Source organism: Sphingomonas sp., from assembly GCF_036402235.1.
Classification (GTDB): Bacteria; Pseudomonadota; Alphaproteobacteria; order Sphingomonadales; family Sphingomonadaceae; genus Sphingomonas.
The window spans coordinates 14,402-37,696 of sequence record NZ_DASWTG010000081.1 but is presented as its reverse complement, the minus strand read 5'-3'; the positions used below and the strand labels follow the sequence as shown (position 1 = coordinate 37,696).

Annotated in this window: 25 protein-coding genes; 15 read left to right on the top strand and 10 right to left on the bottom strand. The window is 68.1% G+C overall.

Translation table 11 applies throughout. From position 1 onward, the window contains the following. Nucleotides 1-137: 137 nt before the first annotated feature. A complete protein-coding gene (locus VGD28_RS16800; protein ID WP_331029503.1) occupies nucleotides 138-977 on the bottom strand; it encodes a class I SAM-dependent methyltransferase in 840 nt (279 codons plus the stop codon). A gap of 76 nt (nucleotides 978-1,053) precedes the next feature. On the opposite strand from VGD28_RS16800, the gene VGD28_RS16795 reads away from it, so the two are divergent. From VGD28_RS16795 to VGD28_RS16780, 4 genes are all read left to right on the top strand, one after another. Next, nucleotides 1,054-1,497, top strand: coding sequence for a helix-turn-helix domain-containing protein (locus tag VGD28_RS16795; protein ID WP_331029502.1), 444 nt, complete (start codon nucleotides 1,054-1,056; stop codon nucleotides 1,495-1,497). Nucleotides 1,498-1,547: 50 nt separating this feature from the next. Beyond that, a complete protein-coding gene (locus VGD28_RS16790; RefSeq protein WP_331029501.1) occupies nucleotides 1,548-1,922 on the top strand; it encodes a BlaI/MecI/CopY family transcriptional regulator in 375 nt (124 codons plus the stop codon). Next, a complete protein-coding gene (locus VGD28_RS16785) occupies nucleotides 1,922-3,442 on the top strand; it encodes a M56 family metallopeptidase (RefSeq protein ID WP_331029500.1) in 1,521 nt (506 codons plus the stop codon). Before VGD28_RS16790 ends, VGD28_RS16785 begins: the two co-directional genes overlap by 1 nt. 97 nt (nucleotides 3,443-3,539) lie before the next feature. Next, nucleotides 3,540-3,863 carry a UrcA family protein gene (locus VGD28_RS16780; RefSeq protein ID WP_331029499.1) on the top strand — a complete coding sequence of 108 codons (324 nt, stop codon included), beginning with the start codon at nucleotides 3,540-3,542 and terminating at the stop codon, nucleotides 3,861-3,863. A gap of 154 nt (nucleotides 3,864-4,017) precedes the next feature. Here the strand turns inward: VGD28_RS16780 and VGD28_RS16775 are convergent, their stop codons facing one another. Beyond that, nucleotides 4,018-4,806 carry an SDR family oxidoreductase gene (locus VGD28_RS16775; RefSeq protein ID WP_331029498.1) on the bottom strand — a complete coding sequence of 263 codons (789 nt, stop codon included), beginning with the start codon at nucleotides 4,804-4,806 and terminating at the stop codon, nucleotides 4,018-4,020. Between the two features lie 102 nt (nucleotides 4,807-4,908). Next, the gene (locus VGD28_RS16770) at nucleotides 4,909-6,054 is read right to left on the bottom strand and encodes an acyl-CoA dehydrogenase family protein (RefSeq protein ID WP_331029497.1); all 1,146 of its coding nucleotides are present in this window, start codon (nucleotides 6,052-6,054) and stop codon (nucleotides 4,909-4,911) included. A 137-nt stretch (nucleotides 6,055-6,191) separates the two neighbouring features. Between VGD28_RS16770 and VGD28_RS16765 the strand changes: the two genes are divergently transcribed. Genes VGD28_RS16765 through VGD28_RS16755 form a run of 3 tightly spaced genes read left to right on the top strand, consistent with a single transcriptional unit; the run spans nucleotide 6,192 to nucleotide 8,333 of the window. Then, nucleotides 6,192-7,673, top strand: coding sequence for an MFS transporter (locus VGD28_RS16765; RefSeq protein ID WP_331029496.1), 1,482 nt, complete (start codon nucleotides 6,192-6,194; stop codon nucleotides 7,671-7,673). Between the two features lie 45 nt (nucleotides 7,674-7,718). Continuing rightward, nucleotides 7,719-7,946 (top strand): AbrB/MazE/SpoVT family DNA-binding domain-containing protein, encoded by a 228-nt coding sequence (locus VGD28_RS16760; protein WP_331029495.1) that lies wholly within the window; start codon nucleotides 7,719-7,721, stop codon nucleotides 7,944-7,946. 3 nt (nucleotides 7,947-7,949) lie between these two features. Beyond that, complete coding sequence (locus VGD28_RS16755; protein ID WP_331029494.1) at nucleotides 7,950-8,333, top strand: type II toxin-antitoxin system death-on-curing family toxin; 384 nt, start codon at nucleotides 7,950-7,952, stop codon at nucleotides 8,331-8,333. A gap of 46 nt (nucleotides 8,334-8,379) precedes the next feature. On the opposite strand, the gene VGD28_RS16750 is transcribed toward VGD28_RS16755, so the two are convergent. Then, the gene (locus VGD28_RS16750; RefSeq protein WP_164513740.1) at nucleotides 8,380-8,538 is read right to left on the bottom strand and encodes a hypothetical protein; all 159 of its coding nucleotides are present in this window, start codon (nucleotides 8,536-8,538) and stop codon (nucleotides 8,380-8,382) included. A gap of 189 nt (nucleotides 8,539-8,727) precedes the next feature. Here VGD28_RS16750 and VGD28_RS16745 point away from each other — a divergent pair, with 189 nt between their 5' ends. Continuing rightward, nucleotides 8,728-10,113, top strand: a complete 1,386-nt coding sequence (locus tag VGD28_RS16745) for a helix-turn-helix domain-containing protein (protein ID WP_331029493.1) — start codon at nucleotides 8,728-8,730, stop codon at nucleotides 10,111-10,113. Nucleotides 10,114-10,178: 65 nt separating this feature from the next. Here the strand turns inward: VGD28_RS16745 and VGD28_RS16740 are convergent, their stop codons facing one another. The 6 genes from VGD28_RS16740 to VGD28_RS16715 form a co-directional block, all read right to left on the bottom strand. Then, the gene (locus VGD28_RS16740; RefSeq protein ID WP_331029492.1) at nucleotides 10,179-11,105 is read right to left on the bottom strand and encodes a hypothetical protein; all 927 of its coding nucleotides are present in this window, start codon (nucleotides 11,103-11,105) and stop codon (nucleotides 10,179-10,181) included. A gap of 296 nt (nucleotides 11,106-11,401) precedes the next feature. Next, nucleotides 11,402-12,577 (bottom strand): GGDEF domain-containing protein, encoded by a 1,176-nt coding sequence (locus tag VGD28_RS16735; RefSeq protein WP_331029491.1) that lies wholly within the window; start codon nucleotides 12,575-12,577, stop codon nucleotides 11,402-11,404. A 263-nt stretch (nucleotides 12,578-12,840) separates the two neighbouring features. Beyond that, nucleotides 12,841-13,035: a hypothetical protein gene (locus VGD28_RS16730; protein ID WP_331029490.1), complete on the bottom strand. Its 195-nt coding sequence runs from the start codon at nucleotides 13,033-13,035 to the stop codon at nucleotides 12,841-12,843. A gap of 62 nt (nucleotides 13,036-13,097) precedes the next feature. Further along, on the bottom strand, nucleotides 13,098-13,310 hold the full coding sequence (locus VGD28_RS16725; RefSeq protein ID WP_331029489.1) for a cold-shock protein: 213 nt from the start codon (nucleotides 13,308-13,310) through the stop codon (nucleotides 13,098-13,100). A gap of 174 nt (nucleotides 13,311-13,484) precedes the next feature. Then, complete coding sequence (locus VGD28_RS16720; RefSeq protein WP_331029488.1) at nucleotides 13,485-14,498, bottom strand: inorganic phosphate transporter; 1,014 nt, start codon at nucleotides 14,496-14,498, stop codon at nucleotides 13,485-13,487. 219 nt (nucleotides 14,499-14,717) lie between these two features. After that, nucleotides 14,718-15,824: a DUF47 family protein gene (locus tag VGD28_RS16715; protein WP_331029487.1), complete on the bottom strand. Its 1,107-nt coding sequence runs from the start codon at nucleotides 15,822-15,824 to the stop codon at nucleotides 14,718-14,720. Nucleotides 15,825-16,036: 212 nt separating this feature from the next. Between VGD28_RS16715 and VGD28_RS16710 the strand changes: the two genes are divergently transcribed. From VGD28_RS16710 to proC, 7 genes are all read left to right on the top strand, one after another. Beyond that, nucleotides 16,037-17,101: an efflux RND transporter periplasmic adaptor subunit gene (locus tag VGD28_RS16710; RefSeq protein WP_331029486.1), complete on the top strand. Its 1,065-nt coding sequence runs from the start codon at nucleotides 16,037-16,039 to the stop codon at nucleotides 17,099-17,101. Further along, nucleotides 17,101-20,196, top strand: a complete 3,096-nt coding sequence (locus tag VGD28_RS16705; protein ID WP_331029485.1) for an efflux RND transporter permease subunit — start codon at nucleotides 17,101-17,103, stop codon at nucleotides 20,194-20,196. The genes VGD28_RS16710 and VGD28_RS16705 overlap by 1 nt, the downstream gene beginning before the upstream one ends. Before the next feature lie 48 nt (nucleotides 20,197-20,244). After that, complete coding sequence (locus tag VGD28_RS16700) at nucleotides 20,245-20,796, top strand: TspO/MBR family protein (RefSeq protein ID WP_331029484.1); 552 nt, start codon at nucleotides 20,245-20,247, stop codon at nucleotides 20,794-20,796. Between the two features lie 28 nt (nucleotides 20,797-20,824). Further along, entirely contained in the window at nucleotides 20,825-21,157 is a 333-nt protein-coding gene (locus VGD28_RS16695; RefSeq protein ID WP_331029483.1) for an accessory factor UbiK family protein, read from the top strand. A gap of 120 nt (nucleotides 21,158-21,277) precedes the next feature. Next, nucleotides 21,278-21,793, top strand: a complete 516-nt coding sequence (locus VGD28_RS16690; RefSeq protein ID WP_331029504.1) for a YbjN domain-containing protein — start codon at nucleotides 21,278-21,280, stop codon at nucleotides 21,791-21,793. A gap of 41 nt (nucleotides 21,794-21,834) precedes the next feature. Beyond that, nucleotides 21,835-22,341 carry a hypothetical protein gene (locus tag VGD28_RS16685; protein WP_331029482.1) on the top strand — a complete coding sequence of 169 codons (507 nt, stop codon included), beginning with the start codon at nucleotides 21,835-21,837 and terminating at the stop codon, nucleotides 22,339-22,341. 95 nt (nucleotides 22,342-22,436) lie between these two features. Then, on the top strand, nucleotides 22,437-23,240 hold the full coding sequence (gene proC / locus VGD28_RS16680; RefSeq protein WP_331029481.1) for a pyrroline-5-carboxylate reductase: 804 nt from the start codon (nucleotides 22,437-22,439) through the stop codon (nucleotides 23,238-23,240). Nucleotides 23,241-23,295: the final 55 nt, after the last annotated feature.

Here is a 23,295-nt window from a genome sequence, read left to right as displayed (position 1 = left end):
GCTGCCGCAACACGCTCTCGCAAATCGTCAGAATAGGCTCGTGCCATCCCTGCTGGCCTCCTGCCCAGCCAGCAGCTTGAATCACAATCACACCCTCTTGGGAATCCCCAATCGATTCAGCATAATCAGGACAGACTCTAGGCCTTCGCCTCGATCATCCAGCAGGCGGCGGTGAAGCGGACGGTGTCGCCGTCCACGAAGGGGGCGAAGGCGGGGAGGACCGCGGCGACGATGCGCGCGCGGGTCGCGTCGTCGACTTCGCGCAGCACCGCGCCGACCCGGCCGAGGCTGGAGACATAGGGCTCAAGCGCCGCATGCGGCATCGCGCATTCGGTATTGATCGGGGTGATGGCGACGTCGCGCCAGCCGCTTCCGGCCAGGATGCGGCGGACGTGCTCGGGATCCGCGAAGCCGAACTGACCGGGCGCACCCGGCGCGGCCGGCGGGATCGGGGGCAGCAATGGCGCGGCGGCGCGCTCGGCGCAGGTCATGAACGGATTGTCCTCCGGCGAACGCCACGCCAGCGCGGCAAGCGGCGCGCCGGGCGTCATCGCCGCCCGGATGCGGGCGAACGCGGCGCCAGGGTCTTCAAAGAACATCACGCCGAAGCGCGATACGGCCATGTCGAACGGGCCGGCGCCGTCGAGGCGCGAGGCGTCGCCGCTGCGGAACGACGCGTCGACACCCTCCGCGGCAGCGTGCGCGCGGGCCCGGTCGATCAGGGCCTGCGACAGATCGGCGCCGGTGCAGCGGCCCTCCGGTGCGAGCGCGCGGGCGATGGCGAGCGTGGTGGCGCCGGTGCCGCAGCCGATATCGAGAACGTGGCGTGGAGCGTGCCAGCGCACGGCATCCACCAGCAGCGCTGCGAACGGCTTGAACAGCGCGTCGAGCGCCGATTCCATCTTCAGCCAGGCCTGGCCGGCGGGGCCGTTCCAGAGCTGGTCCTGGCTCATGGCTGCGATCTTCTGCTCACTCATATTGGCTCCTTTCGCTTGATTCGGGGGTGAAGTGGCGGCACCGTGCCACTTCAAGCCGACTTGAGGTCAAGCGATGATGCCGCTGGACATTGCCGAGGTCGCGAAACGCTCCGGCGTGCCGGCATCGACGCTACGTTATTATGAGGAACGCGGGCTGATCGAATCGATCGGGCGGCGCGGGCTGCGGCGCACCTTCGAGCCGGCGGTGCTCGAGCGGCTGGCGCTGATCGCGCTGGGGCGGCAGGCGGGCTTCGCGCTCGACGAGATCGCCGCGATGTTCGACCCGCGCGGGATGGCGGTGATCGACCGCGACATGCTGGCCGCCAAGGCGGAGGAGATCGACGCGCTGATCCGGCGGCTGAGCGCGATGCGCGACGGGCTGCGCCATGCCGCAGCCTGTCCGGCGCCGAGTCATATGGAATGCCCGACCTTCCGCCGCATCGTGAAGGCGGCGGCGAGCGGGGCGCTGGCGAGGCGGGCGGGAGCCGTTCCCGCGACGCGATCGGGCATGATCATGTAACCGGTTGCTGCTACATTTGTAGCATGCTACAGCTGTAGCAGGAGATGGTCATGATCGAGTCGTTGCCGCGCCGTGAGCGCGAGGTGTTCGAGATATTGTGCGGGCTGGAGGAAGCGACCGCAGCGGGCGTGCGCAACGCGATGAGCGACGCGCCGTCCGACTCGGCGGTGCGCACCTTGCTGATGCGGCTGGCGGGCAAGGGGCTGGTGACTCATCGGACGATCAACCAGGCCTATGTCTATTCGCCCGCGCCGAAGACCGAGGCGGTCGCCGAGACCGCGCTTCAGAAGCTGGTGCAGACCTTCTTCCAGGGCTCGGCCGCAAGCGCGGCGACGGCGCTGCTGGGGATGCAGCCGAGGCTCAAGGCCGACGAGATCGACGCGCTGCAGCGCGTGATCGACCAGGCGCGCAAGGAGGCGGAGTGATGCTGGAGACGCTGATCGAGCTGGGCTGGAAGTCGGCGCTGATCGCGGCGCTGGCGCTGCTTGCCGACCGGACGATGTGCGGGCGGCCAGCCGCGGAGCGGGTGTTCGTGCTGCGGGTTGCGGTGATCGCGCTGCTGCTGCTTCCGCTTGCGATGCTGCTGCTGCCGTCGCTCGACCTTGCGCTGCTGCCCGCGCCCGAGGCGGCGGCTGCGGCGGCGCAAGCGCCGATGCCGGCGGTGGCTGGAACCGCCGCGCCGGTGGCCGTGGAAGGGCCGGTCGACTGGGCCGGACTGCTCTACGTGCTGGGTGCCGGGGCAGTGCTGCTGCATCTCGCGATCGGCGTGTCGGTGCTGGCGCGCTGGACGCGGCGTGGCGAGGAAGCGGGCGAGCCGGGCTGGGCGGCGGCGCTGGCGCGTGCGAGCGCGACGCTGCGGCGGCCGGTGCGGCTGCTGGTGTCCGGCGATATCGTGAGCCCGATCAGCTGGGGGATCGCGCCGGCCTGGATCCTGATCGATTCGGAAACGCTCAAACGGACCGGGCAGGCGAACGCGGTGGTGGCGCATGAGATGGCGCATATCCGCCGGTTCGACTGGCCGATGCTGATCGCGGCACGGATCGCGGCAGCGCTGCTGTGGTTCAATCCGCTGGTGTGGCTGCTCAACCGCACGCTTGCGCGGCGCGGTGAGACCGCGGCCGACGAGGCGGCGGTTCGCGGGATCGAGCGCGCGGATTATGCCGAGGCGCTGCTGAGCTTTGCCACGGCACCGGCGGCGCGCGGGGCGGCGACCGGAATGGCGCTGTGGCCGAACGCGCTGGCAGAGCGGATCACCCATATCGCCTTGCACCGCCACCGGCGTGGAAGCCGCATGATCCCGACGCTGGCGCTGGTCTGCGCGGCCATTGCGGCGCCCCCGCTGGCGGCGGCGCGGCTGGTGCCTGCCAAGCCGGCCAGTGCGGTGGCCGGCGCGCGCACGATGCAGCAGCCGCCTGTGCCTGCCCGGGCGACCGTGCCGGCATGGCGCGCCGTGACGATCCAGGGCCCGGCGCAAGCTCAACCCGCCGCTGCCGCAGGTACGGCGCAGGCGAGCGTTCCAGTGGCCGCACCCGTGGTGTCCGCGAGCGATCAATCGACGGCGCTACCGGAAGCCACGCCCGTTCCCGTGGTTCAGATCGCGAGCGTGCCGCAGCCGGCGCCGCAGATGATGCGTATCGTTGGCCAGTCGGGAGCGCAGGTGGTGAGGACCGCGGATGGCGTGACGATCACCGCGCCGCCTCCGCCCAAACCGGTGTCAGCGCCGCCTGGCGGGGAAACACCCGAATGGGCGAAGCAAGCCGCGGCCGAGATGATGCAGGGGGCCGCGGAGATGCGGAAAGGCGCGCGCAGTGTCGAGCTGACGGCCGAGCTGCCCGGTGTCAGTGCCGACGAACGCGCCGAAATCATCAGACAGGTAAACCAAATGCGTGCGCAGGCAGATGAGCTTGAGAGATCGGCGCGTGCATTGAGAGGGCCGGGCGGCTGATCGCCGCCTAGCCGCCGAACACCACCAGGGCTGTGTCCGGCAGCGGGATTCCCGCCACGGGAGCGGCTTGCCTGGCGAAATCAAAGGGAGAGCGATGATGCGACAGACGATCCTGTTTTCGATCCTGCTGCTGAGCGCCTGCGCCGAGAGTCGGGCAGAGCCGGTCGCGAAGCTGGCCTATGGCGACCTGACGCTGGAAAGCCGGGAAGGGCGGGTGGCGCTGCGCCAGCGGGTGAGCCGGGCGGCGCAGGATTATTGCGCGACGTACGGCGCGGAGATGACGCCGCACGCCTCGCGCGCTGACCCCTATTACTGCACCGACATGTTCCGTTCGTGGATCGTCGGCAAGATGCGCCCGGAGGTGCGGCGGGCGTACTTCCTCGCGCGGCATGAGGCCGGGGTGAAGGGGCGGCGGTTGTAGGGTTTCGCCTCATCCTCCCGCGCCAAAGGGGGTGATGTCGTCGGACGCGACGGAGGGGGAGGGCTCCCCGCCGCTGCTCTGGCATCCGTCCCCTCCGTCACGCTTCGCGTGCCACCTCCCCTGGCGGGGGAGGATTAATTCGATGCCGATCGCCTTACGCGTCGATGCTGATCCCCAGCGACGCGTTGACCAAGCCGCCATCGACCACCAGCGTATCGCCGACGACATAGTCGCTGGCGCGGCTGGCGAGGAAGATCGCGGCCCCCGCCATGTCCTCGGGCGTGCCGACGCGGCGCATCGGGATCGCCTTGGCGACGGTGTCGCCATGATCGCGCGCGGCGCGGTTCATCTCGCTGGCGAAGGCGCCGGGGGCGAGCGACGTGACGATGATGCCGTCGCGGATCAGCCGCGCCGCCAGGCGCTTGGTGAGGTAGATCAGCGCCGCCTTGGACGCGTGGTAGCTGTAGGTCTCCCACGGGTTCAAGCGCAGGCCGTCGATCGAGGTGATGTTGATCACCTTGGACGGCGCATCGAAGCTGGCGCGCGCCTTGAGCAGATCGTGCAGCGCCTGCGTCAGGAAGAAGGGCGACTTGACGTTGAGGTCCATGACCTTGTCCCAGCCGCTCTCCGGAAACTCCTCGAACGCCACGCCCCAGGCGGCGCCGGCATTGTTGACGAGGATGTCGAGATGGTCCTCGCGATTGGCGAGCTCGGCGGCGAGCGCCTTGCAGCCCTCGACCGTCGAGACATCCATCGGGATCGGGATGCAGTTGGGGCCGAGCTCGGCGGCGGTCTCCTCGCACGCCGGTGCCTTGCGCGAGGAGATATAGACCTTGGCGCCCTGGGCGATGAACCCCTCCGCGATCATCTTGCCGATCCCGCGGCTGCCTCCGGTGACGAGGGCGGTGCGGCCCTTGAGGCTGAAGAAGTTGCTGGTGTCCATAAATCCTCCGGTCGTCATCCCAGCGAAAGGGATCTTGTGCGTCAGGCCGCTCGCTCCGTGGATGGAGACCCCAGCTTTCGCTGGGGTGACGGTTTGTGTTCGCTATCCGCCGCGCTTCAAGGTCTCGCGCGCGATGATGAGCTGCTGGATCTGGCTGGTGCCCTCGTAGATGCGGAACAGGCGGACGTCGCGGTAGAGCCGCTCGATGCCATAGTCCGCGATATAGCCCGCGCCGCCGAAGATCTGGACCGCGCGGTCGGCGACGCGGCCGACCATCTCGGTCGCGAACAGCTTGGCCGCGGCGGATTCCATGACGACGTCCTTGCCTTGGTCCTTGGCCGCGGCGGTTTCGAGGACCAGGGCGCGGGCGGCGAGGCATTCGGTCTTCGAGTCCGCGATCATCGCCTGGATCAACTGGTGCTCCGCGATCGGCTTGCCGAACTGCTTGCGTTCGCTGGCATAGGCGACGCAGTCGGCGATCAGCCGCTCGGCCACGCCGACGCTGACCGCGCTGATATGGAGCCGGCCGCGATCAAGCACGCGCATCGCGATCTTGAAGCCTTCGCCCTCCGCGCCGAGCCGGTTGGCGGCGGGAACGGGTACGTCGTCGAAGATCACGTCGGCGACCTTGGCGCCCTTCTGCCCCATCTTCTTCTCGGGCTCGCCGATCGACACGCCGGGCAGGTCGCGGGGGACGAGGAAGGCGGAGACGCCGCGCGCGCCGGGCTCGTCGCCGGTACGGGCCATCACGGTGAACAGCTGCGCCTTGTCGGCATTGGTGATGAAGCGCTTGGTGCCGGAGAGGCGGTAGACGTCGCCGTCACGCACCGCGCGCGCCTTCACCGCACCGCTGTCGCTGCCGACATCGGGCTCGGTGAGCGCGAAGCTGGTGATGATCTCACCCGATGCAATGCGGGGGAGCCACTCGGCCTTCTGCTCAGGCGTGCCGGCCATGACGAGGCCTTGCGAGCCGATGCCGACATTGGTGCCGAAGGTGGAGCGGAAGGCGGGGGTGGTGCGCCCCATCTCGATTCCGACGCGGCATTCCTCGAGCATGGTGAGGCCGAGACCGCCATAGTCCTCGGCGATCGACAGGCCGAACAGGCCGAGCGCCTTCATCTCCTCGACGATCGCGTCCGGGATCGCATCGGCGGCTTCCACCTCGGCCTCGAGCGGGCGCAGGCGCTCGGCCACGAAACGGCGGACCGTGTCGATCAAGGCATCGAAGGTCTCGGCGTCGAGCGCCATGCATCCTCTCCCGAATTTGCCGCAGCTATACTGGATGGGCGGGGGTTCGCAACATACCCTGGTTACTAAAATCGATGGATTGACGCGTCGCAGGGCGGCCATATGCTGACCCGAAACTGTAAAAGGCAGCGCGCACGATGCGGGCCGGCAGCGAGAGAGGATGGCCGATGGGCGGCGTGATGCAGGGATCGGCGGCACCGCGGGCGCGGCGGATCGGCAGGCAATCGATGCTCGCCTATGGCTTCGGCGCGGTGGCCTATGGCGTGAAGGACGCCGGCTTCCAGACCTTTCTGCTGCTGTTCTACAATCAGGTGATCGGGCTGCCCGCAGTGCAGGTGGGCGGGGCGATCATGGCCGCGCTGATCCTGGATGCGATGATCGATCCGGCGATCGGCGCGGCATCGGACCGCACGCGCAGCCGCTGGGGACGGCGGCATCCGTGGATGTACGGTTCGGCGATCCCGATCGCGCTCGGCTGGCTGCTGCTGTGGAACCCGCCCGAGCTGCCCCATGCGGCGATGCTGGGCTGGGTGTTCGCGACCGCGGTGGTCGTGCGCACCGCGGTGTCGGCGTACGAGGTGCCCTCGGTCGCGCTCGCGCCCGAGCTGACCGCCGATTATGACGAGCGCACGCGGATCATGGCCTATCGCTATCTGTTCGGCTGGGCCGGCGGACTCGCGATGCTGGTCGCGGCCTATACGCTGTTCCTGGTGCCGGGCGAGGGGCAGCCGAACGGGCTGCTCAACCGCGAGGGCTATGGCCTGTTCGCGGCGGTCGGCGCGGCGGCGATGGCGGGGGCGATCCTGATCTCGGCGCTGGGCACGCATCACGAGATCACGCGCCTGCCGCGGCCGGAGATCGGGAAGACGACGCTCAGGGAGACGTTCGGCGAGCTGATCGAGACGGTGCGCAACCGGGCCTTCGCGCTGCTGATGATCGCGGGGCTGTGCGCCTACTCCGCGCAGGGGATCAGCTTCGCCCTATCCAACTATCTCTACACCTTCGTCTGGCTGTTCCCGGTCTCCGCCTTCATGGCGCTGGGCGCGGTGCTGTTCGCCGGGGTGCTGATGGCGTTCTTCATCGCGCCGCGGCTGGCGCGGCGCTGGGGCAAGCGCAAGGCGGCGGCGTTCTTCATGACTCTGGCCCCGGTGCTGCTGGGCCTGCCTTACTGGCTGCGGCTTGCGGGCGTCTTCCCGCCGCCGGGCGATCCGGCGATGCTGCCCGCGCTGTTCGGCATCTTCATCGTCAACACGACGTGCAGCGTGTCCGCCTTCATGCTCGGCGGATCGATGATGGCCGATGTGGTCGAGCATTCCGAGGCGCAGACCGGGCGGCGGTCCGAGGGCGTGTTCTTCGCCGGCTATTTCTTCGTCCAGAAGTGCACGAGCGGGATCGGCATCGGGCTCGCCGGGCTGGTCCTGTGGATCGCGGGCTTCCCCGACGGCGCGACGCCGGGGCAGGTGCCCGAGGCGACGATCGACCGGCTGACGATCATCTTCACGCTCTGCTACCTCGCGCTCGGCTGGGGCGCGGCGTGGTTCTTCACGCGCTTCCCGTTCGGCAAGGCCGAGCATGAGGCGCGGATCGGGCGCGCAGCTGCGGGGCAACGAGCCGAGTGAGAAGGCCGGCTTGGCTGCCGAGGCCGATTGCGTTATAACATTCGTATGAACAAGCCGCTGAAGCTCATCAAGATCGGAAACTCGACCGGGGTGATCCTGCCCAAGGAGGTGCTCGCGCGGCTGCGGGTGGGGCAGGGGGACGAGGTGAGCGTGTCCGAGACGCCAGATGGTGTGACCCTCCGTCGCCATGACGGCGGTTTCGAAGAGCAGATGAAGGCGGCGCGCGAGGTGATGGCGCGGCGGCGGAACGCGCTGCGCGAACTTGCCAAATAGCGCATGAGCTGGATCTGGGTTGATCTGGCAGTCGCGATCGCGGCGCATGAGGAGCAGCTCGCCGAACATGGTGGGGCTGTCGGGCTGCGCGATCCGAACATGCTGGAAAGCGCCATGGCGCGGCCGCTTAATCTGGTTGCCTATGGCGAGCCGGATGCCGCCGAGCTCGCGGCTGCATACGCCTTCGGCATCGCTCGCAATCATCCATTCGTGGACGGCAACAAGCGGACCGCGGCAGTGGTCAGCGAAACTTTTCTGGTGCTCAACGGGCTTCGACTGAGCTGCGATGACGTCGAACTGGTGACGACCTTTCTCGCGCTGGCAGCGGGCGAACTCACGGTCGATCAGCTTTCGGACTGGTTCCGAGCACATATCGAGCCGGGCTGACCGCGCAAATGCCCGCCGGGTACCTTCCTCCCCAGGAATGCGGGCTTCAGCCGAGGCGGCCGAGGCGGTGATAGAGGTTGGCGAACTGGACCGAGCGCGGATCGTCGGCGATCTTGCGCGTGTAGTCGGCGACGGCTTCCTTGAGCAGCGCGAAGTCGGCGGTCGAGAAGACCGGGCGGGCGCTGGCGGGTTCGGGGGTCTTCATCGGGTACTCCTGTAAAGTTCGTGCATCCTGTATGACTCGTGATTGACGAAGCTGACAGGATCGATGGGATTTGAACCTGGTCACGCTGTGGTTGACACGTGACACGCGTTTCGCAACATTGTAAAAAATTTACAGACCGGTTCGCTCGCATCTTGCGTCGAACATAACAGGAACGGGGGCGTGTAGGAAATGGCGGAGCGCAAGCTGTTTGCGGGGCATGGGGTGCGGCGGCTGCGGCGCGCGCAGGGGCTCACGCAAGCGGCGATGGCCGAGATGCTTGGCGTCTCGGCGAGCTATCTCAACCTGGTCGAGCGCAACCAGCGGCCGTTGTCCGCGACCCTGCTGCTGGGCCTTGCCCAGACCTTCGACTTCGACCCGCGCGCGCTGGCGGCGGGCGAGCCGGGCGGGGGCGAGGAGGCGATGCGGCGGCGGCTGGCCGACCCGCTGTTCGCCGATATCGAGATCGACCGCGCCGAGCTGACCGAATGGCTGGCGGGCGCGCCGGGTGGGGCGGAGGCGTTCGCGCGTGCCTATGACCGGATCGGGGCGGGCGACGCTGCGGTGATGCAGGGCGAGGGCGAGGACCCGGGCAGGGCGGTGCGGCGCGAGGTCGAGCGCTGGCGCAACCATTTCGCCGACCTCGACGCCGCCGCGGAGGCGCTGGCCGACGAGCTGCGCATCGCGTCGAGCGATCCGTTCGGGGCGATGGCCGAGCGGCTGCGGGTCAAGCACCAGCTCGCGATCCGCGTGCTGCCGATCGAGGTGCTGAGCGGGCTGCGCGTGCGGCTCGACCTGCATGCGCGGCAGCTGCAGTTGAGCGAGGCGCTCGATCCGCCGAGCCGAGTGTTCGCGCTGGCGCGGCAGCTCGGCGTCGAGGCGCGCAGCGAGATCGACGCGCTGGTGCGCGGCGCCGGGTTCGCCGACCGGGTGGCGGAGCGGCTCTACCGCCGGCATCTGGTGAGCTATTTCGCGGCGGCGGTGATGATGCCCTATGCGCGGTTCCTGCGCGCGTGCGAGGCGACGGGCTATGACCTCGAGCTGCTGCGGCGGCGCTTCGGCGCGAGCGCGGAGCAGGTGGCGCACCGGCTGACGACGCTGCAGCGGGTGGGCGCCCGCGGGCTGCCCTTCTTCATGCTGCGCATTGATCGCGCGGGGCAGGTGTCGAAGCGCTTCGCCGGCGCGAGCGGATCGCCGCTGGTGGAGTCGCTGGTGCCGTGCCCGCTGCTCGACGCCTATGCCGCGTTCCAGCGCGCTGACGAGCGCGTGGTGCAACTGGTCGAGCTGGAGGATGGCAGCCGCTGGTTCACCTCGTCGCGCTGCGTATCGCCGCCGGGCGGATGGGCCGGGGCGGTCAAGGCGCGGTTCGTGGTGACGCTGGGGCTGGCGGCGGATGCGGCCAAGGGGCTGGCGGCGGCGCGGGGGCTGGATTTCGGCGGCGAGGCGACCCCGGTGGGGCTGGGATGCCGGGCGTGCACGCGGGAATGCCCGCAGCGGAGTGCGGCGCCGGTGGGGCGGGCGATGCTGGTCAACGAGCGCGAGGCAGGGGTGTCGCCGTTCGGGTTCGCGGGGGATTGAGGGCTGCTATCGGGGGAAGCGGACATTCTTCGACCGCATTCAACCTCAGGCTTCAGACGGCCCTGTCACCGGTCGGGCGCGAATGGCGCGGAGCCGCTGATCGGACCGACCCAGAAAAAGCCGTCGTAATCGCCGGTCGAGCCGCTCCTGGCGGGATCAAGCTCGATGAAAGGGGCGCGACCGAGGTCCGGGCTGCCCTTCGTCAGATGGTTTCCGCAATCCAATAAATCGGCGGTGATCGGTCTGTTCGGCTCGACCTTGGCGCCGGGCTTCAGCACGCAGCTCCAGTTGCTGCCTGCCGCATAGAGCATGTTGAGCGTGACGGTCTTTCCATGTCGGGCAAGGCGCTTCGCCATCGGATCGAATTGCACGCCCCGCCACTCGATGCTGTCCTTTCGGGCATGGAAATTGCCGACGAGCACCAGCGTCCGGTCATAGTTGGCCAGCCTGGCTGCCTGCGCAATATTCTCCGCCTGCGCCGCCTCGTGCGGGCCTTGCCCGGGCAAATCGGCAAAGCGCTTCGCCTGATCCTCGTCCTTGACCCCGTTGAAGGCGACGACGCCAATCGGCAGGCCGCTTTCCTTGAGGCCATGCAATCGGACCAGCATGGCGAACATGGCTTCGCTCGCGACGCCATCATCGCGCCCGAGCCAGCCAATATGGGAGAGAGCCCCGGCGAACTGATCAGCCGGCAGTCTCCAGGCGGTTTGCAGTTCCCGATCGTCGGCAGCGCTCTTTTCAACGGCCACCAGAATCCGTTGGCCCTTGGCGGCGAGCGCGCAGGCGAGGTTGCCTATGAATTCGGGTCCCTGCTCGGTTCCGTGCAGCTCACCGAACACAATGTAGCGCGGGTCTTGCGCCATCACCTGGTCCCAGCCTTCCGGCATCCTGCACAGGCGGGCGTTCGGGGCTTTCGGCAACACGTTCTGCTGGGCGGCGACAACTCCCTGTGCCGGTGCCATCAGGAAGAGCAAGCTGGAGATCAGCGTCATGATATCGTTTCCGGACCGACTATCGGGTTAGGGTCTAGCGTTGTTTTGAACGTCCGCAATTGGCGCTAGGGTGGATCGATATTTATCCTCCCCCGCCAGGGGGAGGTGTCAGCCCGCAGGCTGACGGAGGGCCGGATGCCGGAACGCTGGCGGCTCGCTTCCTCCCCCTCCGTCACGCTTCGTGTGCCACCTCCCCCTGGCGGGGGAGGATTGAACACTAAATGTCCGTCCGTCCTAGCCGCTGTTTCCGATGCCCCTTCGTACCCGGGGAGCTGATCCAGCCCGAACGCTCTCCGTCACGCCCAGCGCACCCGGTCGCGCCCCTCATGCTTCGCGCGGTAGAGCGCGGCGTCGGCGCGGGTGACGAGGGTGGCGAAGCGTTCGTGGCGGGCGAGGGCCGCGGCGCCGATGCTGAGCGTCAGGAACCCAGTGGGCGACGCCGCGTGCGGGATCGCGAGGCTGCGGATGCGCGCGAGCAGATGGTCGAACCGGGCCTGCGCGGCCTCGGGCGAGGGGCCGCACAGCAGGACGCAGAATTCCTCGCCGCCCAGGCGCGCGGCCATGTCGAGCGGGGCGCGCAGATCGGCCGACAGGACGTTCGCGACCTGTTGAAGCGCGAGATCGCCCGCGCCGTGGCCGTAGCTGTCGTTGAAGCGCTTGAAATGATCGACGTCGATGATCGCGAATGCGACCGCCGAGCCTTGCTTTGCGGCAAGATGCACCATGCGCTCGGCATGGGCGAACAGGCTGCGGCGGTTGGCCAGGCCGGTGAGGGGGTCGGTGTGCGCCTGGCGATCGAGTATTGCAGTGAGAAGGAACTGGCGGCGCTGCGAGTGCTCGCGCAGATAGCCGCCCATCGCCGCGACCGGAATGGCGAGCAGCAGCATCGCGACGGTCTGGACGCGGTGCTCGAGCTCGTGCTGGGTGTCGAAGGCGAGCAGCGCGACGATGGAGAAGATCGCGACGATCAGCGCGGCGGCGAGCGCGCGGCGGAAGGTAAGGCCGAGCGGCAGGAACGCCGCCATCACCACCACGATCTGCGCGCTGTCGGCCGCGAACAGGCCCTTGCTGTGCACGATCACCGCGGTGACGGCGATGGCGAGACCCATCGCGGCGTACATCGTCCAGGACAGGCGCGTGTAGTCGCCGCGCCCGTTACGGATGATCGCCGCGCCGGCGACCAGCAGGACGAGCACCGACCAGCGCAGGCCGAACCATAGCCAGACCGGCGCGTCGAACTGGCCCCACAGGCCGAGTATCGAAATGCGGTGCAGGTCGACCAGCGCGAAGGCGAGCCAGACGCATGCGCCGACGGCTGCGCAGACGGAGGCCGGAACGCGTTCGGTCTCGATCAGCTTGCGGCGATACTCGGTCTCGATCTCCGGCTCGAAGCGCAGCCGCCGGAAGCCGCGGCGCAACTGACGCGCGTAGCGGTCCCCCGGCTTGCTGCTGAACTCGTTCGACTGAAACATCCCCCGGGCCGTGCTTCCTGCTTGTGATCGGGCGTCAGACGGCGTTGGCAGGTAAAGGTTGGCAATGCGTCAACGCACGTGCCGGAATGGGTAGCGCGGGACGCTGGCCCGGGCGCCGGATCAGCCGAGGATCTCGCGGGCCGCGGCGAAAGCGATCGCGGCGGCGCGAGCGTCTGCCGCGCTGCGGCGGCGGGTGCGAGGCCGGTAGGGGGCGTCGCGGAGAGGGGTGGGGAAAAGTCGTTCGGTACTGATGCAGTTCAAGTTCACGTAGATTCCTGTTGAGAAAGATGTTGCCGCTCGCGCCTGGCGCGGGCGCGGTCGACGCTTTCCTGCCGTTCGGCCATTTCGAGCCAGGCGGCTTCGGCGCGAAGGCAGCGCTCGCGGACATTGTCCAGCGTTGCGGCTTCGGCATCGGCGCGGGCACGCGCGGCATGCTCGCGATAGGGGACTTGCGCCATCATGGACTCCCTTGTGGCGAGGCGCGTGCGGCACGCCGGGGCGGCCGCACGCGGATCACGGGTTACTCGGCGTGCTGGAGATTGACCGCGGCCATCTTGCCGCGGCGATCCTCTTCCAGTTCGTAGGTGACACGCTGGTTCTGATCGAGCGTGGCCATGCCCGAGCGCTCGACCGCCGAGATGTGGACGAAAGCGTCGTTGCCGCCATTGTCCGGGGCGATGAAGCCATAGCCCTTGTCGGCGTTGAAGAATTTGACGGTGCCGGTGATGCTCATGAATGTTCCTTCTTGTGATTGGGGGCGAACCGAAGACCGGACTCGCCCGGTGCCGTGGCTGCAGAAAGAAGGAAGTAGGGGCCGCAAAGCTCCGAGTACCGTCGATTTGCGACTAAAGCGCGCTCTATATGGAGTGCCGGGCGCGGATTGTAAGGGGTGGCTTCAAACGCCCGGTCAAAACAGCCGGGTCAGCAGGTAGAAGATCGCCCCCACCGCCGCCGAGGCGGGGATGGTGATGACCCAGGCCCAGACGACGTTCTGCGCGACGCCCCAGCGCACCGCGCTGGCGCGGCGGGCGGTGCCGGCGCCGATGATGCTGCCGGTGATGGTGTGAGTGGTCGAGACCGGGATGCCGAGCAGCGAGGCGGTGAACACCATGATCGATCCGCCCGTCGACGCGCTGAACCCCTGATGCTGCGACAGCTTGGTGATGCGGCTGCCCATCGTCTCGATGATCTTCCACCCGCCCGACAGCGTGCCGAGGGCGATCGCGATGTAGCAGGCGATCGCGACCCAATGGGGGACGTGGAACTCGCCGGAGAGATAGCCGGTCGAGTAGAGCAGGACGGTGATGATCCCCATCGTCTTCTGCGCATCGTTGAGGCCGTGGCTGATCGAATAGGCGGCGGAGGAGATGAGGTGGAGGAAGCGGAAGCTCTTCTCGGCGGTGCGGTTGGTGGCGCGCGCGAAGGCCCAGCTCGAGATGAGCATGATCAGCATCGCAAGCAGCATGCCGAGCAGCGGCGAGAGGACGATGGCGATCAGCGTCTTGTTGAGGCCGCTCCACTCGATGCCGGTGACCCCGGCATGCGCGACGCCGGCGCCGACGATGCCGCCGACCAGCGCATGGCTGGACGAGGAGGGGATGCCCTTGAGCCAGGTGACGACGTTCCAGAACATCGCCCCGATCAGCGCGCCGAACACCACGCCGGGAGTGACGAGATCCTTGTCGATCAATCCCTTGCCGATCGTTTCTGCGACCTTGTGCAACTCGGGGAAGCCAAGCGTCAGGAAATAGGCGGCGAAGTTGAAGAAGGCGGCGAAGGCGACCGCCTGCACGGGGCCGAGCAGGCGCGTGGCGACGACGGTGGCGATCGAGTTGGCGGCGTCGTGCAGGCCGTTGAGGAAATCGAACGCCAGCGCGACGAGGATCAGGCCGGCGAGGAGGGGGAAGGCGAGCTCGTGCATGGGTCTAGCAGCCCATGCTCAGAACATGCCGATGTACAATCCTCCCCCGCCAGGGGGAGGTGGCGCGCGAAGCGCGTCGGAGGGGGAGGATGCAATCCGCCGAGGTTCTGGCATCCGCCCCCTCCGTCAGCCTGCGGCTGCCACCTCTCCCTGGCGGGGGAGGATTGATTCCGCGCGGGGGCTGGGATGACGAACGATGAGAATGGGGCACGTAGAACATCACGCGTGATCGATGACGATGCCGTCGATCTCGTTCGCGACATCCTCGAGCGCGTCGGTGATGCGTTCGAGATGCTTGTAGATCTCGCGCGCGACGATGAACTTCATCGGGTCATGGCCATAGGCCTTGAACGCGCGCTTGACGCCGGCGTCGTGGATGTCGTCGGCATGGCCCTCCATGCGCACGAGCCGCTCGGTCAGCTCGTGCAGGCGGACGCCGTTCTTCGCGACGTCGCGCAGCAGCGGCATCGCCTCGGCGGTCAGGCGCGCGGCGTCGACGATGATCGCGGCCATGTCGCGCATCTCGGGCTCGAACTCGGCGACCTCGTACAGGTCGACCGCAGCGGCGGCGGCCTGCATCTCGTCCACGGCATCGTCCATCGCGCCGATCAGGCTGGTGATCGCGCTGCGGTCGAACGGGGTGAGGAAGGTCTTGCGCACCGTCTGGAGCACTTCGCGAATGATGTTGTCGGCATCGTGCTCGCGCTCCATGATCTCGCGGATATGGTCGGCGGGCGAGCCGCCGCCCTGAAACAGGCGGGCGAGGGCGTCCGCAGCGGCGGTGATCGTCACCGCATGCGCCTCGAACAGCTCGAAGAAATTGCCCGTCTTGGGGAGCAGGCGCTGGAACCAGGCGAACATGTCGGAAACCCTCGATTTTTCGGCGGCGGCGGCGAGCACGCCGGTGCGGCGCGCCGCGGCGTTGAATTCGGAGGCGCCGAAGCTGCGGATGAGATCGGCAAGGTCGGGCTCGTCCACGGCATTGGCGGCCTCGGCGAGCGTGAACCAGCGGCGCTCACGCTGGTGCTGCTCCTTCCATTTGGGCAGCTCATGCGTGACGGCGAGCGGGAAGACGTCGACATCGACCATCAGCGAGGCACCGCTGCCGCGCGTCTTGCGGTAGCGGAACGAGCCGAGCGGGGTGGGGCAGGCGGCGCCGTGGACGCCGGCTTCCTCCTCCGCCTCACGCGCCGCGCAGGCGTGCGGCGCGGAGCCGGGGGAGGCGGCGTTGCCCTTGGGGATCACCCAGCGGCCAGTCCCGCGCGAGGTGACCAGCAGGATGCGCACGGGCGCATCGATGGCGGTCCCTTCGGAACGGTAAGGCAAGGCGGCGATCTGGCGAATGGTGGCGGCTCCCTAAGGAGGCGCCGATGCCCGATTTTGCCGAATGTTACAATGATGTGACTAAGATGTGACGGCAAAGGCTGTGGATGGGCTGGAACGTTGCAATGCTGCGGCGCAAGGCATTGACACACTTTTGCGACAAATTCGTGTGACAAGCTTGCCTTCCTTCCCCGGTATTCATAGCGCGTTCCTCCATGCGAATGATTCTGACCCTTTTCGCGTCCGCAACGATGCTGGCGGCGTGCGGCGGCGGCGATGCTGCGTCGAAGAAGGCGCGCGAGGCGCCCCTGGTGACGCTGGCGGTGGTGCAGCCCGCGCGCTTCGTCGAGCGGATCGACGCGGTCGGCACCGCACGCGCCAACGAGCAGGTGACGCTGACCGCGCCGGTCACGCAGCGCATCGTGCGCCTCAATTTCGACGATGGCGCCTATGTGGCGCGCGGGCAGGTGATCGCGGTGCTCGAGGCCGCCACGCAGAACGCGCAGCTCGCCCAGGCCAATGCGCGCGCGAAAGAGGCGAACCAGCAGCTCCAGCGGCTGGAGGCACTGAAGGCGCGCGGCTTCGCGACGCGCAGCGCGGTCGATACGCAGGTCGCGCTGGCGGGGCAGGCGGCGGCGCAGGCTGCCGAGGCGCGGGCGGGGATCGCCGATCGCGTGGTGCGCGCGCCGTTCGGCGGCTGGGTCTCGCTGCGCAACATCTCCGCCGGCGCGGTGGTGACCGCGGGGACCGAGATCGTGACGGTGAGCGACGTCAGCCGGATCAAGCTCGACTTCCCGGTGCCCGAGACGCTGCTGGCGCAGTTGAAGCCCGGCCAGCCGATCGTCGCTGTTGCGGCCGCCTATCCGGACCAGCCCTTCCGCGGCACGGTCGATACGATCGACCCGGTGCTGAACCAGCAGACCCGCGCGGCGACGGTGCGCGCGGTGCTGGCCAATGGCGACCGCAAGCTGAAGCCCGGGATGCTGCTGACGGTGACGATCGAGGCGGCGGCGCGGACCGCCCCCGCGGTGCCCGAGCTGGCGCTGGTGGGCGAGGGCGAGAACATGTTCGTCTTTACGGTCGAGAACGGCAAGGCGAAGCGGATCCAGGTCCGCACCGGGCTGCGCCAGAATGGCATGGTCGAGATCGTCGATGGGCTGCGCGCCGGGCAGCGCGTGGTGACCGAAGGCGTGGTCAAGATCGCCGACGGACAGGACGTGCGCACCGGCGGCACCGGTAATGCCGCGCCCAAGGCGGCTGCGACGGGCACGGCCGGCTGATGCAGCTTTCCGACGTCTCGGTCCGGCGGCCGGTCTTCGCCGCCGTCCTCGCGATCCTGCTGACGATCATCGGCCTGGTCGCGTTCCTGAGCCTGTCGGTGCGCGAATATCCCGACACCGACCCGCCGGTGGTGTCGGTCGAGACCACCTATACCGGCGCCGCGGCCAGCGTGGTCGAGGCGCGCATCACCCAGCCGATCGAGGACGCGCTGTCGGGGATCGAGGGGATCGAGACGATCACCTCACGCTCGCGCGACGGCACCTCGGACATCTCGATCGAGTTCCGCCCGGGCCGCGATATCGATTCGGCGGCCAACGACGTGCGCGACCGCGTCGGCAGCGTGATCGAGGATCTGCCCGAGGAGGCACTGGCCCCCGAGGTGCGCAAGGTCGATGCCGACAGCTCGCCGATCCTGTTCCTCGTCGTCTCGCGCCCCGGCTGGTCGCGGCTCGAGCTTTCCGACTATGTCGACCGCAATCTGGTCGACCGGTTCAGCACGATCGACGGCGTGGCGCGCGTGTTCGTCGGCGGCGAGGCACGCCCGTCGATGCGCGTGTGGCTGGACGCCAACAAGCTGGCGGCGTTCGCGCTTACCCCGGCGGACGTCGAGAGCGCGCTGCGCACCCAGAATGTCGAGCTGCCCGCCGGGCGCATCGAATCGCAGCAGCAGAATGTGACGCTGCGCGTCGACCGGCCGTTCGCCTCTCCGGAGAGCTTCACGGGGCTGGTCGTGGGCCGCGGGCCGGACGGCTATCAGGTCAAGCTGGGCGACGTCGCCAAGGTCGAGCAGGGCGCGGAGAACCCCTACACCACCTTCCGCATGAACGGGCAGTCGGCGGTGGGCCTCGGCATCGTCCGCCAGTCCGGCGCGAACACGCTGGCGGTGGCCGATGCGGCGAAGAAGGCCGCGGCGGAGCTCGACCTGCCCGAGGGCATGACGATCACCGTCGGCTCCGACGATTCGCAGTTCATCGGCCGCGCGATCGAGGGCGTGTGGCACACGCTCGCCGAAGCCGCGGTGCTGGTGGTGCTGGTGATCTTCCTGTTCCTGGGATCGTGGCGCGCGACGCTGATCCCGGCGGTGACGGTGCCGATCTGCCTGCTCGGCGCGTTCGCGGTGCTGTGGGCGTTCGGCTTCTCGATCAACCTGCTGACGCTGCTCGCCTTCGTGCTGGCGATCGGCCTGGTGGTGGACGACGCGATCGTCGTGCTCGAGAATGTCTATCACCGCATCGAGGAGGGCGAGCCGCCGCTGGTCGCCGCGTTCAAGGGCACGCGGCAGGTGGGCTTCGCGGTGATTTCGACCACGCTGGTGGTGTGCGCGGTGTTCGTGCCGATCTGCTTCCTGGCGGGCCAGACCGGCCTGCTGTTCCGCGAGCTGGCAGTGGCGATGATCGGGGCGGTGGCCTTCTCCGGCTTCCTCGCGCTCAGCCTGACGCCGATGATGTGCTCCAAGATGCTGCGCAAGGAGGAGCGCGGGCGCTTCACCGGATGGGTCGACCGCAAGTTCCAGCAGCTCGAGGATTTCTACAGCCGCTGGCTCGACAAGGCGATCACCCGCCCGCTGATCCCGATGATCGGCGTGCTGCTGTTCCTGGGCATCGCGGTGGGCGGCTTCCTGACGCTCCAGTCCGAGCTGGTGCCGGCCGAGGACCAAGGCGTGGCGCAGGTGCAGCTGAGCGCGCCCGAGGGCACGGGCTTCGACCAGATGGACCGCTATGTCGTGCAGATGCAGGAAAAGCTGCTGCCGCTGCTGGGCGAAGGCGCGGTGCGCACCGTGATCAGCCGCACGCCCGGCGGTTTCGGCGCGAGCGACGATTTCAACAGCGGCATGTTCATCGTCTTCCTGAAGCCCTGGGAGGAGCGCGAGACGACGACGCAGCAGGTGGCGCAGCAGATCAACCGGATCCTTGCGGACGAACCGGCGGTGCGGGGGAACGCGCAGGTGCGATCGGCGCTGGGGCGCGGGCGCGGGCAGCCGATCGGCTTCGTGCTGGCGGGCACGACCTATGAGGAGCTGGCCAAGGCGCGCGACCGCATCCTGGCGGCGGCGGCGCAGAATCCGGGGATCATCAACCTCGATTCCGATTACAAGGAGACCAAGCCGCAGCTGCGCGTCGAGGTGAACACGACGCGCGCGGGTGACCTGGGCGTGTCGGTCAACGACGTCAGCCAGGCGCTGCAGACGCTGCTCGGATCGCGGCGCGTGTCGACCTATGTCGACCGCGGCGAGGAGTATCGAGTGATCGTGCAGGCCGATGCGGCGGGGCGCGCGACGCTGGCCAACCTTTCCACGATCCAGGTGCGCGCGCGTGACGGATCGCTGGTGCCGTTGTCCAACCTCGTCACCACGCGCGAGGTTTCGGGGCCGCGCGACCTTGGCCGCTTCAACAAGCTGCGCGCGATCACGCTGTCGGGCGCCGTCGCGCCGGGCTATTCGCTGGGCGAGGCGCTGCGCTTCCTGCAGGACCAGGCGGCGGCATCGCCCGAGGTGATCGCGGTCGGCTATCGCGGCGAGAGCCAGGCCTTCGTCGAGACCGGCGGATCGATCCTGCTCGTCTTCGGCCTGACCATCCTGATCGTCTATCTGGTGCTCGCCGCGCAGTTCGAGAGCTTCGTCCATCCCGGCGTGATCATTATGACCGTGCCGCTGGCGGTGGCCGGGGGCATGCTGGGCCTGGCGGTGATGGGCAAGACGCTCAACCTCTACAGCCAGATCGGCATCGTGATGCTGGTGGGGCTCGCGGCCAAGAACGGCATCCTGATCGTCGAATTCGCTAACCAGCTGCGCGACGAGGGCAAGGAGATCGCCGAGGCGATCCGCCAGGCTTCTGCCCGGCGCCTGCGCGCGATCCTGATGACGTCGATCGCGATGGCGGCGGGCGCGGTGCCGCTGATGTTCGCGAGCGGCGCGGGCGCGGCAGCGCGGCAAGCGATCGGCGTGGTCGTGGTGTTCGGCGTGATCCTGGCGACGCTGATCACGTTGTTCCTGATCCCGATCCTCTACAGCAGGCTTGCGAAATGGACCGGCTCGCCCCAAGCAGTCAGCCGTGAGCTGGAAACGGCGATGGGGCAGCCCCAGCCCGCGGAATAGTGTCGGTCGCGTAACGTCCGGGTAAAATTCGCCCGGTAGAGGGGTGCGATGGAAATAGCGTCCAAGGGTCAGTTGCGCCTCGCCTTCCTGCGCTGGGCGATCGTCACGGTGCCGTTCATCCTGTTGCTCGGCTTCGCATCGGGACGGCTGTTCCCGAGCGGCGATGAGAACCCGTGGTATCAGATGCTGGTGAAGCCCGAAGCGACCCCGCCCGGCTGGGCGTTCCCGGCGGCGTGGACGGCGCTCTACGTGCTGCTGGGCTTGGCGCTGGCGATGATCGTCAATGCGCGCGGTTCGCGGCTCCGGCGCCCGGCGCTGATCCTGTTCGCGGTGCAGATGGCGGCGAACCTTGCCTGGTCGCCGCTGTTCTTCGGCTATCACCAGGTGTCGGCGGCGCTGCTGCTGATCGTGGTGATCTTCGTGCTGGCGCTGGCGACGACCTTCGTCTTCGCGCGGATCCGCAAGGGCGCGGCTTGGCTGATGGCGCCGTATCTGGCCTGGCTGTGCTTCGCGGGGATCCTCAACTATCAGATCGACCGGCTGAACCCGAATGCGGAAACTCTTGTGCCGGGGTCCTCGACATCCCAAATGAGTGTTTGAACCCGTTTTATTTGGGCCTGGACTGACTATGCAGAGCGACAACCGCATTTTCGACGATTTCGTGAAGTTCGTGAACGGCGCGGCCGGCACCATGGCGGGCATGGCTCGCGAGGGCGAGGCGGCAGCGCGCGAGCGCTTCAAGGGCTTTGTCGGTGGCATGGACTTCGTCGCACGCGACGAGTTCGAGGCGGTGAAGGCGATGGCTGCCGCTGCGCGCGACGAGAACGAGGCGCTCAAGGCACGGATCGAAGCGCTCGAGGCGAAGCTGGGCGGTGCTGCGGCGCCGACGGCCGCGGCGCCGAAGGCTGCGCCCGCGAAGAAGGCGAAGCCCAAGAAGGGCGACGCCGACCCGGCGCTGTAAGGCGCGGAGTTCCGCGCTTTTCCACATCTATTTAGCCGCCGTTCACCATAACCGGCTTGTGCGGCGCAACGACGCAAGGCACCCATGCGTTCAGGCAAGGGCCGGGCGGAGGACGACCGGATGCTCGACGAGAGCGAATATGAGCGCGACGATGCCGCGCCGATCGACATGCTGGAAAGCTATTACGCGGCGCATGGCTGGAGCCATGAGCGCGAGGACGACGAGATCGTCGCCCGCGTAAAGGGCAGCTGGACCGAATATGAGCTGCGCGCGATCTGGCGCGAGGACGATGGCGTGCTCCAGTTCCTGGGCTTCCCCGACGTGCGCGTGCCCGAAGAGCGGCGCGGCGACATCTACGAGACGATTGGCCTCGTCAACGAGCAGCTGTGGATCGGCCATTTCGAACTGTGGTCGTCGAGCGGCATCCTGCTGTTCCGCCACGCCGCGATGATCCCCGGCGAGGGCGACGGCGATGCCGGCGCGTCGATGACGCTCGCCCAGACCGAGCTGCTGGTCGAGAGCGCGATCGACGAGTGCGAGCGCTTCTACCCGGTGTTCCAGTTCGTGCTGTGGGGCGGGAAGAGCCCGCGCGAGGCGATCGCCGCGGCGCTGATCGAGACGCAGGGTGAGGCGTAGGCACCGTTAGCAAGGTTGTTGTTGCAACGAGGGACTGAACCATGTTCCTTCAATTCGCTCTTGCCGCTTCACTTGCCTCATGCCCGATCGAGAATGCGCGCTACGACCTGCGCGGTTCGACCGGGGTCGCCGCTCGCTTCTACCCGGTGCCGCGCTCGCGTGATTGGCCCACCGGATTGGCTCTTCGTGTTCGGGTCGCGGAATCGGGAAGATCCTACTGGTTTCTGCCGTGGGAGGGCGGAACCAACGGCAAGATCAATCTTGCATGGGTCCGGGAGCGCAGGTCGCCAATTCAGTATCAGACGGATCGTCGCGATATCGAGTTCTTCGCGATGGACGCGGCGTATAATCTGGACCCAGGTCTACCAAGAGCTGGCGGGTTAGCCCCGGCTCACATGCTGCTTCCGGACCTCAGTAATCTGGCTTGGCATTCGACTACGGCCATCAATCGCGACAGCATCGCGCGTGCGTTCTTCGATCTGGCCGGCTGCGACGCGCCTCAGTCCACAGATCTTGCCCCGCGCATAGAATTCCCTCCGGTTCCCTGACTTGGGCATCGGGCCTTGTGCCGCTGACCGCCATGCAGCACTGAGACGCGCGGTGGACACCGGCGCAAGGCCGGGGCGACGGTTGGGGATGAGATTTGACGGCTCCCAAGACCCTCTGGCTGATCGGTTGCGGCAACATGGCGGGCGCCATGCTGCGGCGGTGGGTTGCGGCGGGGACGGTGCGGGGCGCGGACGTATTCGTGCTCAACCGGCGCGAGCAGGGGCTTCCCGAAGGCGTGCGGCAGGGGCGGGTACTGCCCGATGGGGCGCTGCCCGATGCGGTGATGCTGGGGGTGAAGCCGCAGCAGATCGACGAGGTCGCGGGGCAGGCGGCCGGACGGATTGCCAGGGTGCCGCTGCTTGTCTCGATCCTTGCCGGGGTCGAGGAGAATGTGCTGGCTGCGCGGTTCGGTGCGGCTGCGATCGTGCGCGCGATGCCCAATCTGCCGGTCGAGATCGGCAAGGGCGTGGTGGCGCTGCATTCGGACGGTGCCGGAGCGGACGCGCGAACTGCTGCGCAAGCGCTGATGGCGCCGCTGGGTCTGGTCGAATGGGTCGAGGCCGCGCGGTTCGACGCGGTGGCCGCGCTCGCCGGAAGCGGGCCGGCGTTCGTCTATCGCTTCATCGACTCGCTCGCGGCAGCTGGGGCGGAGATCGGGCTTCCGGCGGAACAGGCGCTGCGGCTCGCGCTGGCGACGGTGGAGGGCGGCGCGTTGCTGGCGGCGCAGGCGGCGGACGCCCCCGCCGTGCTGGCTGACAAGGTGGCGAGCCCCGGCGGATCGACCCGCGAGGGGCTGAACAGGCTCGACAAGGACGGAGCGCTTCAACAGCTGCTGGTCGAGACGCTCGCCGCATCGGTGCGGCGGAACCGGGAAATGGCAGCGGAAGCACGCCGCTAGCGGAACGACGCCGCCGCCAATTGGTTGATGCGCCACACCCTTTTGGATGGAGGCA